Origin of the sequence: Flavobacterium covae (assembly GCF_001534645.1) — a bacterium.
GTDB classification, from domain to species: Bacteria; Bacteroidota; Bacteroidia; order Flavobacteriales; family Flavobacteriaceae; genus Flavobacterium; species Flavobacterium covae.
This window is the reverse complement of record NZ_CP013992.1, coordinates 1607783-1625529: the sequence shown is the minus strand read 5'-3', so window position 1 is coordinate 1625529 and position 17747 is coordinate 1607783. Positions and strand designations below refer to the sequence as shown.

General features: G+C 29.4%; 16 protein-coding genes. 8 read left to right on the top strand and 8 right to left on the bottom strand.

All coding sequences use genetic code 11. From position 1 onward, the window contains the following. Positions 1–171: 171 nt before the first annotated feature. The 4 genes from AWN65_RS07215 to AWN65_RS07200 form a co-directional block, all read right to left on the bottom strand. Complete coding sequence (locus tag AWN65_RS07215) at positions 172–1446, bottom strand: glycosyltransferase family 4 protein (protein WP_060382542.1); 1275 nt, start codon at positions 1444–1446, stop codon at positions 172–174. Between the two features lie 24 nt (positions 1447–1470). Further along, positions 1471–1824 (bottom strand): fluoride efflux transporter CrcB, encoded by a 354-nt coding sequence (gene crcB, locus AWN65_RS07210; protein WP_256366392.1) that lies wholly within the window; start codon positions 1822–1824, stop codon positions 1471–1473. Between the two features lie 14 nt (positions 1825–1838). Continuing rightward, entirely contained in the window at positions 1839–4262 is a 2424-nt protein-coding gene (locus tag AWN65_RS07205) for a YfhO family protein (RefSeq protein ID WP_060382540.1), read from the bottom strand. Between the two features lie 274 nt (positions 4263–4536). Beyond that, positions 4537–4809 (bottom strand): DUF4834 family protein, encoded by a 273-nt coding sequence (locus AWN65_RS07200; RefSeq protein ID WP_060382539.1) that lies wholly within the window; start codon positions 4807–4809, stop codon positions 4537–4539. A gap of 163 nt (positions 4810–4972) precedes the next feature. Between AWN65_RS07200 and AWN65_RS07195 the strand changes: the two genes are divergently transcribed. Both AWN65_RS07195 and AWN65_RS07190 read left to right on the top strand, forming a co-directional pair. Further along, positions 4973–6040 (top strand): transporter, encoded by a 1068-nt coding sequence (locus tag AWN65_RS07195; RefSeq protein ID WP_060382538.1) that lies wholly within the window; start codon positions 4973–4975, stop codon positions 6038–6040. A gap of 12 nt (positions 6041–6052) precedes the next feature. After that, on the top strand, positions 6053–7171 hold the full coding sequence (locus AWN65_RS07190; RefSeq protein ID WP_060382537.1) for a hypothetical protein: 1119 nt from the start codon (positions 6053–6055) through the stop codon (positions 7169–7171). Between the two features lie 196 nt (positions 7172–7367). Here AWN65_RS07190 and AWN65_RS07185 read toward each other — a convergent pair whose 3' ends face one another. Next, positions 7368–8435 carry a branched-chain amino acid aminotransferase gene (locus AWN65_RS07185; protein ID WP_060383852.1) on the bottom strand — a complete coding sequence of 356 codons (1068 nt, stop codon included), beginning with the start codon at positions 8433–8435 and terminating at the stop codon, positions 7368–7370. A gap of 450 nt (positions 8436–8885) precedes the next feature. Here AWN65_RS07185 and mnmD point away from each other — a divergent pair, with 450 nt between their 5' ends. The 6 genes from mnmD (at position 8886) to AWN65_RS07155 (ending at position 13337) form a co-directional block, all read left to right on the top strand. Then, on the top strand, positions 8886–9551 hold the full coding sequence (gene mnmD / locus AWN65_RS07180) for a tRNA (5-methylaminomethyl-2-thiouridine)(34)-methyltransferase MnmD (RefSeq protein ID WP_060382536.1): 666 nt from the start codon (positions 8886–8888) through the stop codon (positions 9549–9551). Between the two features lie 79 nt (positions 9552–9630). Further along, positions 9631–9828, top strand: coding sequence for a hypothetical protein (locus tag AWN65_RS07175; protein WP_014164231.1), 198 nt, complete (start codon positions 9631–9633; stop codon positions 9826–9828). 488 nt (positions 9829–10316) lie between these two features. After that, entirely contained in the window at positions 10317–11198 is an 882-nt protein-coding gene (locus tag AWN65_RS07170) for an OmpA family protein (RefSeq protein WP_235588360.1), read from the top strand. A 78-nt stretch (positions 11199–11276) separates the two neighbouring features. Next, positions 11277–12455, top strand: coding sequence for an AIR synthase related protein (locus tag AWN65_RS07165; protein ID WP_060382534.1), 1179 nt, complete (start codon positions 11277–11279; stop codon positions 12453–12455). 82 nt (positions 12456–12537) lie between these two features. Then, positions 12538–12894 (top strand): hypothetical protein, encoded by a 357-nt coding sequence (locus AWN65_RS07160; protein ID WP_060382533.1) that lies wholly within the window; start codon positions 12538–12540, stop codon positions 12892–12894. Next, positions 12894–13337 (top strand): hypothetical protein, encoded by a 444-nt coding sequence (locus AWN65_RS07155; protein ID WP_081078405.1) that lies wholly within the window; start codon positions 12894–12896, stop codon positions 13335–13337. Before AWN65_RS07160 ends, AWN65_RS07155 begins: the two co-directional genes overlap by 1 nt. Positions 13338–14210: 873 nt before the next feature. On the opposite strand, the gene AWN65_RS07145 is transcribed toward AWN65_RS07155, so the two are convergent. From AWN65_RS07145 to rimK, 3 genes are read right to left on the bottom strand one after another with little or no spacing between them, the layout of a single operon-like run. Beyond that, positions 14211–15782: a protein adenylyltransferase SelO gene (locus AWN65_RS07145; protein ID WP_060382531.1), complete on the bottom strand. Its 1572-nt coding sequence runs from the start codon at positions 15780–15782 to the stop codon at positions 14211–14213. 48 nt (positions 15783–15830) lie between these two features. Beyond that, positions 15831–16337 (bottom strand): DUF421 domain-containing protein, encoded by a 507-nt coding sequence (locus AWN65_RS07140; protein WP_060382530.1) that lies wholly within the window; start codon positions 16335–16337, stop codon positions 15831–15833. Continuing rightward, positions 16337–17707, bottom strand: a complete 1371-nt coding sequence (rimK, locus tag AWN65_RS07135) for a 30S ribosomal protein S6--L-glutamate ligase (protein WP_060382529.1) — start codon at positions 17705–17707, stop codon at positions 16337–16339. The genes AWN65_RS07140 and rimK overlap by 1 nt, the downstream gene beginning before the upstream one ends. Positions 17708–17747: the final 40 nt, after the last annotated feature.

Sequence of the window (17747 nt, the reverse complement as noted above, 5' to 3'; positions counted from 1 at the left end):
AAAAATTAATATTGGTTCTCGATGCGCTTCGCGCTCGAACTAACGATGATTTCAATTATATACTTAACCGTTTGTTCGAGTTGTTTTTAAAATAAAAAAACAGATCGAGAATTTTACTTTTTAATCCAGTATATTTTAAGTTTAAATGGTATTATTTTTTATAAAAAAACCTTACAAAATATCAACCAGTTTTTTTGTTAAATTTTTACGAGAATATTGTTGTAATCCTACAGCATATACCTTTAAATTGTTTTCTAAATAAGCATTAAAATACACTAATATCTTTTCTTTAAGAGATTCTTTTTCATTATAAGTAAAGAAACTACCTGTATTAGTGTCTGTTATAATAGATGCAAAATCAGAACCATTTGGACCAATAGCTATTATTGGTCGTTCCGAAACTATATATTCAAAAACTTTACCTGGAATAATACTTTTTGTTTCTTCAGAGTCTATTTCAATTAAAAGTAAAACTTGAGATTTTCGTTGATGTGCAACAGCCTCTTCATGGGAAACATAACCCAAATTATTTACAAACGAATCTAGATTAAAAGATTTTATAGAATTAAGAACTTCCTGACTAGTTGCACCAATTAGTTTTAATTCAAAATTCTTAGAAAAAATAGAATTTTCAATAGTTAAATCTTTTAAAACCTGCCATAAAATTTCAGGATTTCTATCGGATAGGAAAGAACCTATATGAGCTAATGAAAATTTTTCATCTAAAGTTTGTTTATTTATTCTTTCTACATCATAACCATTTGTAATTATATGTATAGGCTTTTTTGTAATAGATTGAAATTCCTTTTTAGTAGTTGGACTAGTAACAATTAGTTCATCTGCCGTATTCATAACTTTATGTTCAAGTTTTTTATGTTTTTTAGCAGAACTCTTAGTTAATTTTAATGCCTTATGATAACCAATAGTTGTCCAAGGATCTCTAAAATCAGCTAACCACCTGATATTTAGTTTTTCCTTAAGTTCTAATCCGATTAAGTGTAGGCTATGAGGAGGGCCTGTAGTAATTATAGTATCTATATTGTTTTGTTGTATGTACTCAGATAAATAAGTAATAGAGGGGGTTACCCATAAAACACGTGCATCAGGAATAAATAAATTTCCTCTGATCCATAATAATAATTTTTGTACTAATGATTGTTTTTTTTGTACGGGAATTATTCCAGAACTTATTTTTTTAGTACTATTTTTCGAAAAAAAAGAAGCCCATGTATAAGGTTCTATAATAGGTCTTTTTAGTATGGTTATAGTAGAAGATATTTCTTCTGTTAACTTTTTATCTAGTAAAGGATAAGTAGGGTTTTCAGGTACGTATACAATCGGGTCAATATTAAAATCAGGTAAATATTTTACAAATTTCAACCATCTTTGAACGCCTGGACCACCAGCAGGAGGCCAATAATAAGTTATGATTAATACTTTTTTCATTACAATACTTTTTTTTAAGAGGAGCTAATTTTTTACTAAATGAATACCTAAGTAAGTCATACCAAAACCAATGGCTATACTTAAAAAAGTATACAAAAAAGCGATTCCTATTTGATTATTTTGTAATAATTGAATAGTTTCATTAGAATAGGTAGAAAAGGTAGTAAAACCACCACATAGTCCAGTTATAAAAAAAAATCTCAATTCGGTTGTATGATAAATTTGTTTTTCAAAATAACCAAAAAAAAGACCAATTAAAAAACAACCTATGCTGTTTACCATAAAAGTTCCAGTAGGAAAGCCACTTATAACAAACCGATTAAAAAAAAGAGAGGCTAGGTAGCGTAAAATACTACCTATCCCTCCTCCAAGTCCTATATAAAATATTGATTTCAGTTTATTGATTTCTTTTTAATTAAATAAATACCTCCTATGATAAGTCCTATCATTAGAATAAAGCTTATTAATGCTATAATGCTACCTATTTTTACAACTTGAGGTTCAAACTTAAATTCTATATTATGTTTACCAGCAGGAATAGGCAAGCCTCTTAGAATATAATCTACACGATAATGATCAACTAATTTTCCATCTATATAAGCATTCCAACCTTTGCCATAATAGATTTCAGAAAATACAGCAAAACCATTTTTTGGATTTATAGACTCATATTTTAGATCATTTGATTTGTATGATTGTAACGTAATTTTAGCCTTTTCGTTTGAAATAGTTTTAGTCTCTTTAAGCTGTTGACTTTTTTCGGAAACAGTATTTAAAATAGCAACTGATCTTGAATTAAAGTTGCTTAGACTTTTCATTTCTTCATCTGCTGATTTAACGAATTTAATTGATTTTACAAACCAAGCATTACCATTTGCTTGTTGATTACGAATAGGAAATTGTTCTCCTTTTTCATTTTTTTGTATTAAATATTTTACATTGAGCATATTTAACACTTCTATATTATTTTTTGCAATTTGATAATCAAAAAGCTCTTGCATTCTTCTTGGTTTAGCAGCATGATATCCTCCGATAGATTTATGAAAATAGGATGCACGAGGATCACTCATTACGTTTTGAGAAACTTCAAAAACTCTGTAATGTGATTTGTCTTGTAAGATAGCCTCATCAAAAGGAGCCATGATAAATGGGGTGTCTACTTCAGAAGCATTAACGAAATCTGAAGAATTTACATAATTTTTAGCAATTAAAAATAAATCAGTAACCATTAATAAACCTACAACCCAAGTGGCTGCTTTCTGAGAAATAGTCTTTTTAAAACTTAAAAATAATGTTCCAGCAGTTAATAGGATTAAAAGCATTGAACGTAGTAAGTCAGATGTAAAAAGTGATTTTCTATCTTCCTTTAAAGCATCAACAAATCCAGGGCCGTACGAATCAATAAAATAGCCATCTCCTGAACCTGAAAAACTAAATAATGACTTGCAAAGTAATATTAACAAAAGCGTTCCTATGCTGAACAAACTAGCTTTCATAAGACCTTCTTTTTGTTCTTTTTCTTCGGATATAAAATAAGACTGTAATCCTAGTACAGCCAATACAGGCATACATAGTTCTAAAACCACTTGTATAGAAGATACTGCTCTAAATTTATCATAAAACGGAATATGATAAATGAAAAAATCCGTTAATAAAGGGAAATTTTTGCCCCATGAGAGTACCAATGAAACGATAGCTCCTATGAGAAAAGCATATTTAATTTTTCTCTTATCAATAAATAAAGCCAAAACAGCCAAAAAGAACACAATAGCACCTATATACGCAGGAGCCGCAACTATGGGTTGATCTCCCCAATAAGTAGGTAATCCTTTTACTATTTCCTTAGCTTGATCCTCAGGAACTTCTTGCGATAAAACAAAATTATACATAGCTGATTTTGTTCCTATATTTTCACTATTAGAACCCCCAAAAATTCTAGGTGATATTAGATTTAAACTTTCGGCTAATCCGTAACTATACTCAGTTATATAGTCATAAGTCATAGAGGTTTCAGTATTGTTTTTTTTGCCATCAGGGCTAAAAGTTAACTCGTTTTTACCGCGTGTACTTTCCTTAGCATATTCTTGAGTAGCTAATATACCCGTTGCATTTACTCCAATTGAAATAATGCCTGAAACTACAAATATTCCAAAACTATAGATTAATTCTTTTAGATCATCCTCTTTAATAGCCTTGTAAACATAATAAGAAGTTAAAACTAATAAGAAAATGAACAAATAATAAGTCATTTGAAAGTGATTGGCATTAAGTTCTAATGCAGCAGCAAGCATTGTTAGAATTCCACCAATAATCCATCTTTTCTGAAAAACCATTAATACACCAGCTACTACCATAGGCATATAAGCAATTGCGTGCGCTTTTGCATTATGACCAACTCCTAAGATAATGATTAAATAAGTAGAAAAACCAAAAGCTAATGCACCAAAAAAGGCCTTTAAAGGTTTTATTCTTAACGCCATTAACAAAATATAAAAACCAAGAAAATAAAGAAATAGATAATCAGCAGGTCTTGGTAAAAAACGTATAATAGAATCAATTTTCTTAATATAATTATGAGGATAATTAGCACCTAATTGATAAGTTGGCATTCCTCCAAAAGCACTATTAGTCCAATATGGCTCTTCTTTATATTGTGACCTAAAATCATTTTGTTCTTTAGCCATTGCGGTATATTGAACAATATCAGATTGCAGAATTTTTTTACCATTTAAAACAGGATAAAAATAGATGATGGCAACCAATACAAAACCTATAATGGCTAGTGCGTGCGGATAAAAACGTTTTAAATTATTCATAAAGTAAGAGTCAATCAAAATAAGGCGTGAAGATAGTAAAATTTTAGATTTTAGGTGTCAGAAAATCATTTAACAAAAGGCATTGTTAATATTCATTAATTTTATTTCCAAGCCTTATTTTGTTTGATATAATTTTGATCTAATAAAGAAACAATAAAGCTCTTATCTTACACAATTCCTAATTTTATCAGTTGAATTTATAGAATCGTTTAAAGAAAATGGACTAATTAAAAATAAGGACAAACCAATATTAAAAACATTGAAATATTAAACTTTATTCTATTTCTTCATAATCTACATATTCACCCACTTGTTTTGTTGGTTTTCTAAAATCTTTATTAGATTTTTCATTTTTATAGGAAGTTTCATGTGAAGATTGTTCAGAATTACCCTGCTGATATTGACGATTAAAATTTTCTTGCGCTTTGTTTATTACCTTTCGCATAATAATAGGTAGAAAAACACGACTTAGAATTTTTACCAGATAATAAAAGCCTAAAATGTAGATAATGGTTTTAAATAAACCAGGTATAGAAGCTTCTTGCATTTTTTATTTTTTTTCCAAAAATAAAAAGATTCACTACACGTTTGAACTGTTTTAACTTATTTTTTATCAGAAATAAAAATACTATTATTATTAGAAGCCTTATTTTAAAAAATCTTTTTTCTTTAAAATAAAATAGTACTTTTGAAACTATAGAATATCAGTCATGAAGCAAATCAAATATTTAGCTGTAGCACTTTGTTTAGTCGCTTTTAATCAGCTTACTGCACAATACACAGATGAAATTAATACCAATAGACCTGGAAATTCAGCAGGCGCTTTTTCGGTAGGAAAAAAGGTTTTGCAGATAGAAGGAGGCATATACTACATAAATGAATCTCATTCTGTATCAAATTATGATGCCAATGGTTCTGGAGTTGATTTAACGGCTCGTTATGGACTTTTAAAAGAAGAATTAGAGCTGTCTCTTGATTTACAATATCAAATGGATCACTATACTGCTGGAATCTTTAATAAAAACAGAAATGGTTTACGTCAAACAACCTTAGGAGCTAAATATCTTTTTTATGATCCGTTTAAAAAAGGTGAAAAAAAAACTAACATATATAGTTGGAGAGCCAACCATAAGTTTGATTGGAAACGATTGATTCCTGCTATATCAGGATATGTGGGTGTAAATTATACAATGAATAACGATTATGCTATACCAGAAGAATTAGCTTTTTCGCCTAAAGCTATGTTCATTACACAACATCATTTAGATAGACGATGGGTAGTAGTAACTAATTTTTTTGCTGATAAAATTATATCTAAAACATTTAACTACGGCTACGTAATAACAGTAACTTATGGAATTAATGAAAAATGGTCAGCAATGCTTGAAAATAAAGCCATTAAAGGAAATTATTATTCAGATGGAATCTTTACTTTAGGAGGAGCTTATTTGTTAAACAAAAATCTTCAATTAGATGCTTCCATCAGCAAAAATATAAAAAATTCTCCCGATTTATTATACGGAGGATTAGGTGTATCTTGGCGATTTGATAAAAATCATCAAGATCCAAAAATTAAAAATGGTAAAGAGATCAAGGAAGTTAAAAAAGAAGAAAAGAAAAAATCAAAAACGGGTATTTTATCAGAAGAAGAATTAGAAAAAGCAGCTGAAAAAGCAGAAAAACAAAAACGAAAAAACGAAAAAAATAAAATAGAAGAAGTAAAACCTGTAGAAGAAAAGAAAAAGAGAGTTGACGATCTAGAAGAATCAGGTAATTAAGCGGTTTTATATATGATAACAATTATAGAAGCTAAGACTAAAAAAGAAATAAAAGAATTTATAAAATTTCCTTTTCAATTATATAAAAATAATTCCTATTGGGTACCGCCATTAATTAGCGATGAAATGGAAACTTTTGATAAAAAGAAAAATCCTGTTTTTAAAAATGCAGAAGCCTATTTTTATTTAGCTTATTTAAATAATCAAATAGTAGGACGTGTAGCGGCTATAATCAATTGGGACGAAGTAGAACAATTAGGTAGAAAAAAAATACGATTTGGTTGGTTTGAAACTATTGATAATTTAGAGGTTACAAAAATTTTAATAGAAAAAGTAACAGAATTAGGTTTGATAAAACAAATGGATCATATAGAAGGACCTATGGGGTTTTCTAATCTAGATAAAGTAGGATTTCTTACAGAAGGGTTTGATCAAACAAGCACAGCTATAGGTTGGTATACACCTCCATATTATATAACCCATTTTGAACAATTAGGTTTTAAGATGGAAAAAAAATTTATAGAAAGTGATTTTAGTTTTAATAGTGTTCCTTATGAACCCATAAAAAAAGCTTCTGATCTTGTAAAAGCACGTTATGGTTTTAAATCTATAAATTTTACAAATACAAAACAAATAGAACCCTATGTAGATCGTATGTTTGATTTATTTAACAAAACATACGTAAAACTTCAATCATTTGTAGCTATTAGTAAAGATCAAATTGATTATTTTAAAAAGAAATATATCCCCTTTGTTAATCCTGAATATATAAAATTTGTTGAAGATAATAGCGGTAACATCATTGCTTTTGCTATTGTTATGCCTAATTATGCCCCTGCTCAACAAGCAATAAAAGGAAAACTTTTCCCTTTTGGTTTCTTAAAAATGCTTCAAGCAAAGAAAAATAATAAAGAAGCAGTCTTTTATTTAATAGGAATAGCCCCTGAATATCAAAGTAAGGGAGTAACAGCAGTTATATTTGAAGAATACCATAAAGTTTTTACAAAAAAAGGAATAACCAAATGTATAAGAACGCCTGAATTAGAAGAAAATATGGCAATACAAAATTTATGGAAAAATTTTAACCCTAAAATTACAAAAAGAAGATGTACCTTCATTAGATCTTTGTAAATTACTGAAAAACAGATAAAAATGAATCTAAAAATAAAGCAGATAATGTTCTGATATTTAGTATAAACGAAAATAAATATAAAACACTAAAAAAGATTGAATACCTAAAAAAAACCCCTGTTTTTTAAAAAAATCTATAATTTTAAAAAACAGGGGATTTTATTTAAAATTTAATCATAAGACTCGCGTAAGGCTATTATAGTCTAACAGTCCAGTTAAAAGGATCATGAGTTACTTTATGTTGAATAAAAGTTAGAGATTCTTTTAATTGTTTAGCATAAGAATTGTCAATATTAGGGAGTTCATAATATTCGTCTTTATATTGAAAACCTTTTATAGGACTAACAACTGCAGCAGTACCTGCACCAAATATTTCAAGTAGACTACCCTCTTTTGAAGCTTGAATTAATTCAGAAACAAGTATTGGACGTACGAGTACTTGTATTCCTTTACTTTCAGCTAAAGTAATCAAGGTTTTACGAGTTATTCCATCTAAAATACGATCGCTAGTAGGGGCTGTAAGTAAAGTATCGTTAATTCTAAAAAAAACATTCATTGTACCACATTCTTCTAGTTGTGTATGTGTAGCATCGTCAGTCCAGATTATTTGCTGAAATCCAGCTTCGTTTGCTAGTTTAGTAGGATAAAATTGTCCAGAGTAGTTTCCTGCGGCTTTTGCAGCACCTATTCCGCCATTAGCAGCTCTACTATAATAATCAGCAATTATTACTTTTACATCGCCTGAATAATAAGCTTTAGCTGGTGATAAAATAACACAAAAACGATACTGTGAAGAAGGTTGTGCTATTACCCCGCTGCCTATAGCTATCATAAAAGGACGAATATAAAGAGTATTACCTATTCCTTTCTCAATCCAAGCCTCATCTATTTTTAGTAATTCTTTTAAAGCATCTATAAAAATAGATTCAGGAACCTCAGGCATACACATACGTACAGCTGATTTATTCATACGAATATGGTTTTCTTGAGGACGGAATAACCAAACTGAATTATCTTCGGCTTTATATGCCTTCATTCCTTCAAAAATCGCTTGACCATAGTGAAAAACTTTCGCTGAAGGATCTAACGTAAAGGGCTCGTAAGGTTTGATAATGGGTTTTTCCCAAGCACCATTTCTATAATCACAAACAAGCATGTGATCTGTAAATACGCTGCCAAAAGCTAAATTATCAAAATCAATTTGATTGATCTTGGAAGAAGTACTTCTAATTATTTCAATGTCACTTATAGTTTGTAAGCTCATCACCTTTTTTTTTGCTAAGTTAAAAAAATAATATGTTTTGTTGTGAAATATGTATTTTTTTTCATTCAAAAGAGTTTATTTTTTTATTTTATTAAAAAATAATGCTTTTTGTTGGTGTTTTTTTTTATAAATTAAGAAGAATAGAATTAAATATATTCACTCAAAAGCTTTTTTGTGAATAAATTTAAATTCATAAAATAAATTTTTAAACAGACAACCTAATTAGTATAGGATATAAAATTTATAGTTTCATCAATCAGTAAAAATATTCGTAAAAAAAATAATAACAAAAGAAGATATATAAATATAATAGAAAAAATCAAGAGGATAGACTTCTTTAAAAAATGAAACGAACTTTATAGATTTGTAAAAAAATACAAATCATAAAACGTATTAAAATCTAGAAAAGACCTTTGACATAAAATAAATAAAAATTATATAAAAATAACATTGGAGAGAAAAATTATAACAACTTTAGATGGATCTACCACGATTCAATTAGTAGATTGGAATGAATGTTACCATTCAAAAATGGGAGCCATTCAAGAGGCTTATCATGTTTTTATAAAAAATGGTTTGAATTTTTTTGAAAACCAATCTATTTCAATTTTGGAGATAGGCTTAGGAACAGGATTGAATGCTTTTATAACATTTTTAGAATCAGAACAAAAAAAGCAATACATAAAATATGAAGGAGTAGAGGCTTATCCCATAAGTATAGAAGAAGTACAACGGATGAATTATTGTACTACATTAAATAAAGAATCAAGAATGGATATTTTTGAAAAAATACACATTTCTGAATGGGAGCAAGATATTCTGTTGAGTGAAAACTTTTTATTTAAAAAAAGAAAACAGTTTTTTCAAGAAATACAAGATTTAAATCGTTTCGATTTGATCTATTTTGATGCTTTTGGTTATCAAGTACAGCCCGATTTATGGACTGAAGAAATATTTTGTAAAATGTATAACGCATTAAAAGACAATGGAGTGTTAGTAACGTATGCAGCACGAGGTGTTATTAAACGGAATATGAAATATGCTGGTTTTGAGGTAGTTAAAGTTGAGGGGCCTCCTGGGAAAAGAGAAATGATGATAGGATTTAAAAAAAAATAAAAAAAAATTATAGTTATTTTAAGACTTCTTTAACCTCAAAATAGTTAAATTTGGTAAACTAAAATTAAACTAGAATAGCATGCCAAAGAGAAATATTGATTTTGTTAAATCAATCTTAGAGAGAGTAAGTTTTGATGCCAAATTATTTGCAAAAGAATTACAAAAAGCACTTAAAATTCTTTTGCCCTATGAAGTGGAAGAGTTATCATCTTGGTTTTATCAGTATACACATGAAAAACCAGAATTAAGAAAATGTAAAATCTATTTAGAAGATTAGATACTTAAAAAAAGCTGCCCTTTTACGGAGGTCACTGAAAAAATCTTTTTAGAATTAATTGTTAAAGGAAAGGAGTATAAAACTTAGTTTTTCTACTCCTTTTTTTGTATATTCAGCTGTAATTGCAAGTTTTTTTTTAGATGTTAGTACAGCAACAAACGATACAATTCAGTGAGCATTCTTCTTTATACGATTTAATTATTCCAATTGCCAAATGACCCTACTTAAGGCAAAAAACACTGACTCATATAACCTAAAATAAAAAACAGTTACAAAATAAAAACGTTTATAAAGTATCTTTAAAATCCTTTTATAAGCGTTTTTTATATCTCTAGAAAACCAAATTGATCAAAATAAACGAGGTTTTTCAGTGCCCTCGATATTGTCAGGCTCTTTTTTTTATTTTTATAAACTAACATTATATGAAGAGATTTTTTGTATATTACATACTTTATCTTTAATACTTATCATATAAAAAAATCTTTTAAATGAATAAAATATTATTTGTTTCCATAATGCTTTTTTTAAGCTTAAAGAGTTTTACACAAGAACAATTTTCTGTTCATTTCAAAAGTGGACAACACGAATTGACTCCATCTGAAAAATTAGAAGTAGAAAAATGGATTCAAGAAAATAAAAAAAGTAAAATTTTAAGCATAAGTGGTTACACAGATGAAGATGGAACTAATCAATATAATGATAGTTTAGCCAAAAAAAGAACAGAAACTGTTTTTAATTTAATAAAAGGAAAGGTGGCAATTCGAACAGATTTTAAAAAAATTAATTTTGGAGAATTACACCAACAATCAAAAATAAAAGCAGAAAATAGAAAAGTCATACTCTTTTTTTTAAAAGAAAAAGATTTAGAAAAAGAAAAAGAAATCATAGTTCTAAAAACACCTGCTAATAATACGGATAAGGTAATTGTTTTTCCTAGTAGTATACTGTTAAATAATCCAGATGGAAGTGAAACAGAAATAAAATTGGACGTACAATTTATGAAAAAATTGAGCGAGTCAAAAGTAGGAGATAAATTAAAAATAGAAAATTTGAATTTTGTTTTAAACACCTATGCTATAACACAAGAATCCAGAGGGAAACTTTATGAATTATGGTTAGTTATGCAACAAAATCCAAATTTGAAAATTCAGATTCAAGGGCATATATGTTGCGTAACAAAAGATAGACAAGATTTATCAACTCAACGGGCAAAAGCAGTATATAAATTTTTAGAATTTAAAAATATAGAAAAAACAAGAATGTCTTATAAAGGATTTGGTAGCAGCCAACCATTATATAATTTGCCTGAAAAAAACGAAGAAGAAAGAGCCGCTAATAGAAGAGTAGAAATAGAAGTAGTTGATAATTAGTTTAAAAAAAAAGATAGGATTCCATGCTAAGAATTAACTTCTTTTTATCTTTGCGCTACAACAACATAACTTAATATAATGACTTCTGATACTTCAAAGCGTTACGCAATGCGTGGTGTTTCTGCATCTAAAGAAGATGTACATAACGCTATAAAAAATATTGATAAAGGTTTATTTCCTAAAGCTTTTTGTAAAATTGTTCCCGATTATCTAACGTCAGATGATGAGTACTGCTTGGTTATGCACGCTGATGGCGCAGGTACAAAATCCTCACTAGCTTATATGTATTGGAAAGAAACAGGCGATTTATCTGTATGGAAAGGTATTGCACAAGATGCACTAATTATGAATATAGATGATCTGTTATGTGTAGGTGCAGTAAATAATATAATGTTATCTTCTACTATTGGACGTAATAAAAACTTAATTCCAGGAGAGGTTATTTCTGCTATTATTAATGGTACAGAAGAACTTATAGAAGAATTAAAAACTTTTGGAGTTACGATTCACACCACGGGTGGTGAAACGGCTGATGTAGGAGATTTAGTTCGTACCATTATTGTAGATTCTACCGTTACGGCCCGAATGAAGCGTTCAGAGGTTATAGATAATGCCCGCATTAAAGAAGGAGATCTAATTGTTGGTTTAGCTTCTTACGGACAAGCCAGTTATGAAACAATGTATAACGGAGGAATGGGAAGTAATGGTTTAACTTCCGCTAGACACGATGTATTTATTAATGAATTAGCAAGTAAATATCCTGAAAGTTATGACGCTTCAGTTCCACCGGAATTAGTTTATTCAGGACGTATTCAACTTACAGATACTGTTGAAGGATCCCCTATAGATGCAGGAAAATTAGTATTGTCGCCCACACGTACTTATGCACCTATAATCAAACAAATTTTAGAAAAATATACTTCAAATCAAATCCATGGAATGATACATTGTAGTGGAGGAGCTCAAACAAAAATTTTACACTTTGTAGACAACCTTCACGTTATTAAAGACAATTTATTTGAGGTACCTCCTTTATTTAAACTAATTCAAGAACAATCTAAGACTGATTGGAAAGAAATGTATCAAGTTTTTAATTGTGGTCATCGTATGGAATTGTACGTTCCTGCCGAAATAGCAAACAATGTCATAACAATAGCCCAATCATTTAATGTTGATGCAAAAATTATAGGGCGAGTGGAAGCTTCTGAAACTAAAAAATTAACCATTAAGTCTGAATTTGGTAGTTTTGAATACTAATTTAGGTAAAACAAATCAAGCCTAGATTAAAAGTAATTACAATGTATAAAAAATAAAAGCGAATCTAAAAATTCAATACCCAATGTACGAATTACTATTTTGGAAATATAAAGATGAATTCTACCTTAATAATCATGAAGTATATGAAAGATTGTTAGAAAAAGAAATGATTAAAGAGCTAGAAGAACTCCCTGTTACAATTATTATGAGTCGTATTTCCAATGTGTTTTTTAAATGGGAAAAAATAGACGAGATGAGTTTTAAAAATACAATGGGAGTAGGTGCTTTTCATATACAAACAACTAATCAAAGTGTATTAATTAATTGTTACGGAACTAAAGGAACCGATATGGATAAACTATGCCAAATAATGGATGAATTTAAATGTCCCTTATATGATCCACAAATACCGATACGATATGATGAATTTGCTGAATAATGATGAAAATTAACCCAAAAATAGGAATTGATCAATTGGTTTTCGGGATGAAACCCAATGATGTTATAAAATTATACGGTCAACCCAATAAACAATTTGAAGATGAAGAACAAAACTTAATCTATTTGTATAATGATCAAAAATGGCGTTTGACGTTTTATGAAGATGAAGAATTTCGTTTAGGATATATTATTTCCTCTAATCCAGATTTAATACTATTTGAAAAAACTATCTTAGCACAACCTATTAACGAAATTCAGGAATTACTGAATACTAGAAAATTGAAACCCTTAGAAATAGAATCCTTCGATTCAGTAGATAACTATTTTAATGAATCAAATTGGATGATTTTTCAAGTAGAGTATGGTTCTGTAATCCGTTTTGAATTAGGAGCCGTATTTAACGATCATTCAGATGAATTTGAATGGAAATTTAGAGGATAATAAAAAAAAACTTTATTAATGAGGCTGTTCGAAAAAAAACTATCCATAATCTAATCTTTAGGTTTTATAATAATAATAAATAGATGTATAAAAGTCAAAACTTAGCGTTTAGTTTGTTACTTTAACGATAAGAGAAATCACCTATAAAGTTTACGGTATTACCTGTTTATTCGTTCTTGCCCCCTTTTATTACAATTTTTTAGATCCCCCTTATTCTCATTCAAATAATACATTATAAGGTTTTTTATATTTAAAAAAAATATACCATTTAAACTTAAAAAATACGGGATTAAAAAATAAAGTTCTCGATACGTTTTAACTCGAACAGACGGTTGAGTATAATTGAAATCATCGTTAGTTCGAGCGCGAAGCGCATCGAGAACCAATATTAATTTTTGTTGTTTTTGTAGGATAGTGTCTAAATCAAACATTATGTGATTTCTCCCTTTGGTCGAAATGACAAGATTGCGAACTTTTTGGACATTTTTAGGGTTAAAAAAATAGTATTATGAGGAAATTTCAAAGTTTTAAATAATATAAATCGACATGCAGTTTGCCATTCCTACGGAGGAGGAGTCTCATAATCAATATTATGTGATTTCTCCCTTTGGGCGAAATGACAATATTGCGAACTTTTTGGACATTTTTAGGGTTAAAAAAATAGTATTATGAGGAAATTTCAAAGTTTAAAATAATATAAATCGACTTTGAATCTGCATATACCTCCAAAAGTATTTGTTATAATTTAAAAGGAATGATATACTTCAAAAATGATACAATAACTACATTTTTAAAATAGTGTAATCAATTGATAGGTTCTTTTTTACTCCAGAAAGAGAAGCCAGACTATTGACAATTAAATGTTTCATTGGTTTAAGAACTACAAGAGAGTTGTGAACATCCTATTTTTTCTTTTGCCCAATCAGGTCTTTTAGCAAACCATTTTTCATATTCAGGCTGTTCTTCATAAGGCTTTTGAATTACTTGATAGAGTTCTTCCAATAATGTATAATCTTCCATTTCAGCTTTTTCTATAGCAAGTTGAGCCATATAATTCCTAAGAATATATTTTGGATTTACTAAATTCATTTTTTCTTTTCTTTCTTCATCAGAAAGAGGTTCTAGGTTAATTCTATTTAAATAATTTTGTAACCATATTGACCATGAATGTTCAAATTCAGGATTGTTATTTGATGTCTCATAAAAAGAAGATTGTATCGTTTCAAATGCGCTTTTCATAGTTTTTTCTTTAGAAACATTTCCAAGCAATCGGAAGAAAATAGTATAATCTGTTTCTTTTAATTCTAAGGAATTTATAAGTTGATAGATTAGTTCACGATCAGTGTTATGAGTTTGAGTAAGACCTAATTTTTTTTGCATCATATCTATATAGTCATTTTCGTACTCATTTTCATATTCGTGTAGTATTTTTTCTAATTCCTCGGTTTGATTAATTAAAGGATATAGAGCATTGGCGAGTTGGTATAAATTCCAAAGAGATATTTGAGGTTGATTGCCAAAAGCATATCTATGCTGATGAGCATCGGTAGTATTGGGAGTCCAATTAGGATTAAAATTATCTAACCAGCCATAAGGACCATAATCAATAGTAATGCCATGAATAGACATATTGTCTGTATTCATAACACCATGAACAAAACCTACTTGTTGCCAGTCTATTATTAATTTTCGCGTTAGTTGAGCAACCATTTTAAAAAAAGCAATATAGGCTTCTTTTCCTGTAGTTTTAATTTCAGGGAAATAGTGTTTAATTGTAAAATCAGTTAATAATTGTAAGTTTTTTAAATCATTTCTAGCAGCAAACAACTCAAAATTACCAAATCGAATGAATGAAGGAGCAACGCGGCAGACTATAGCACCTTTTTCATAAGCAGGGTTTCCATTGTATAAAATATCTCGTAATACATCATTTCCTGTTGTTATAATACTTAAGGATCGGGTAGTAGGAATACCCAAAGAGTTCATGGCTTCAGCACATAAATATTCTCTAATTGAAGAACGAAGTACAGCTAAACCATCAGCATTTCTTGAATAAGGTGTTTTTCCAGCACCTTTTAATTGGAAGGTGTATTTTTTGTTCTTATTTTCAATTTCAAATAAATTAATGGCACGACCGTCTCCTAGTTGTCCTGCCCAAACACCAAACTGATGGCCTCCATAACACATTGAAAAAGGATTTGTTTCAGGATAAATTTTTTTTCCTGAGAAAAAAGAAAGAAAATCTTCTGATTTTACATCATTTACGGAAAGTCCTAATTCGTTTGCGAAATTAATATTTGCATGAATTAAATGAGGGTTTTTAGGAGGGGTAGGAGTAACAAACGAAAAAGCTGATTCGAATACTTTACGAACTGTATTTTCATTAATTGAGTCAGCGGGTAACTCCTTTGTAAATTTATTTTTAATTGAAAAAGATAAAGACATAGTTTTAATAAATAAAAAAAATAGAACTTTGGATATTTAGCATCTGAATCAAAAAAATGATTTGTGTATATGTTTGCGTCTATGTTTGGTTTGTACTAAATTATTTTCTCCAGAAATCACACTAATAGTTCCATTGGTTTCAAACATAGCAAGTTTAACACTATCAAAATGTTCAATTCCATGTTCTCGTATGGCTTGTTCTAGTTCTTCTAAAGTTATTCCTAGACGAGTTAAAGTTTTATAATCAGTAATTCCGTCATGTATTAATATTTCTGGTTTACTTGTTATTAAATTTTTAATAACATTTGATTTTATCATAGCTTTTTTAAACACCATGTTGATTATAAAAAGAGCTAAAGCTGCTGTTAAACCTCCTAATAGAGAAGTATCACTTCCTACCATTGCATTTTGTACAGAATTACTAATGAGTAAAATGAGAATAACATCAGCAGTATTAAGTTGTGATAGCTCTTTTTTGCCAAATAGTTGAAGCGCAATTATCATAAAGAAATAAACGCATGAACTACGAATAATAATGTCTAGAAAAGGATTCATTATTTTATTTTAAAACTTTTTTCAATAGCTTTTATCATTTCACCAGCAATATCTTTATGTGTAGCTCCTTCTATACCTTCTAATCCAGGAGAAGAATTTACTTCTAATAGAAGAGGTCCTTTACTAGAGCGAATGATGTCTACTCCAGCTACTTTTAAATCCATTGCTTTTGCAGCTTTGATTGCAATTCTTTTTTCGGCAGCAGTTACTTTTATAACAGATGCACTTCCTCCCATGTGTATATTTGCTCTGAACTCACCAGGAGCGGCTTCTCTTTGCATAGCGGCTACCACTTTGCCATCTACAACGAAAAGACGTAGATCTTTACCGTTAGCTTCTTTGATGAATTCTTGTACTAAAATATTTGCATTAAGACTTTTAAAAGCATTGATTACGGATTCAGCTGCTTTTTTTGTTTCTGCTAATACAACTCCTTTTCCTTGAGTTCCTTCTAATAATTTGATTATTAGTGGTGATCCTCCAACCATTTTAATTAAATCATTTGTGTCAAGAGGAGAATTGGCAAACCCTGTAGTAGGAATGTCAATGCCACTTTGTAATAATAATTGAAGTGAAAATAACTTATCTCGAGATTGAGTAATAGCGGCTGCAGAGTTAAGGGTAAAAACCCTCATGGCTTCAAACTGCCGAATCAGGGTACAGCCGTAGTATGTAATACTTGGTCGGATACGAGGAATAACAGCATCAAAATTATCTAATACGCGTCCGCCTCGATAATGAATTTCAGGAGTTGTGGCATCTAACTTAATATAACATTCTTTGATGTTAAGAAACTCCATTTCATGACCGCGCATTTCACCAGCTTCCATTATCCGACGATTACTGTATAGGTTAGGATTACTAGCTAATACAGCAATTCTTAGTTTAGCACTGGATTCTTTATTAACGTGGTAATTAGATTTAATTTCGTCAAAGGAAGGTTGACCTAAAATATATTTTTCTTGAGGATCTACCATCATTTTTCCCACCATGGCTTCACGACCTAAAAGCATACGGAATCCCATGGAGTCTCTATTGGCTAAGGTTACTTCTATGGGAAATGTTTCATTGCCAATACTTAAATTCGTTTTTATGACATAACGCTGTTCCCTATAGCCACTAGAACTTTTTACAATCCTTTTATCAATTAATTTAGCTTCACAATGTCTAGTTATTTTAACATTGCTTTGAAGAGGATTTACATCAAATTTGACCCAATTTTCTCCATTTTTGGAAAACGGAGTAATATTTGTGGCATGTATAGCAGATGTTTTAGCACCTGAATCCACTCTTGCTTTTATATAAGGAATTTCTAACTCAGGGAAGGAACACCATTCTTCACTCCCTATAATCTCTTTTTTAGATGACATATTTTTAAACAAACAAAATAAGATAACAATAATTATTTTC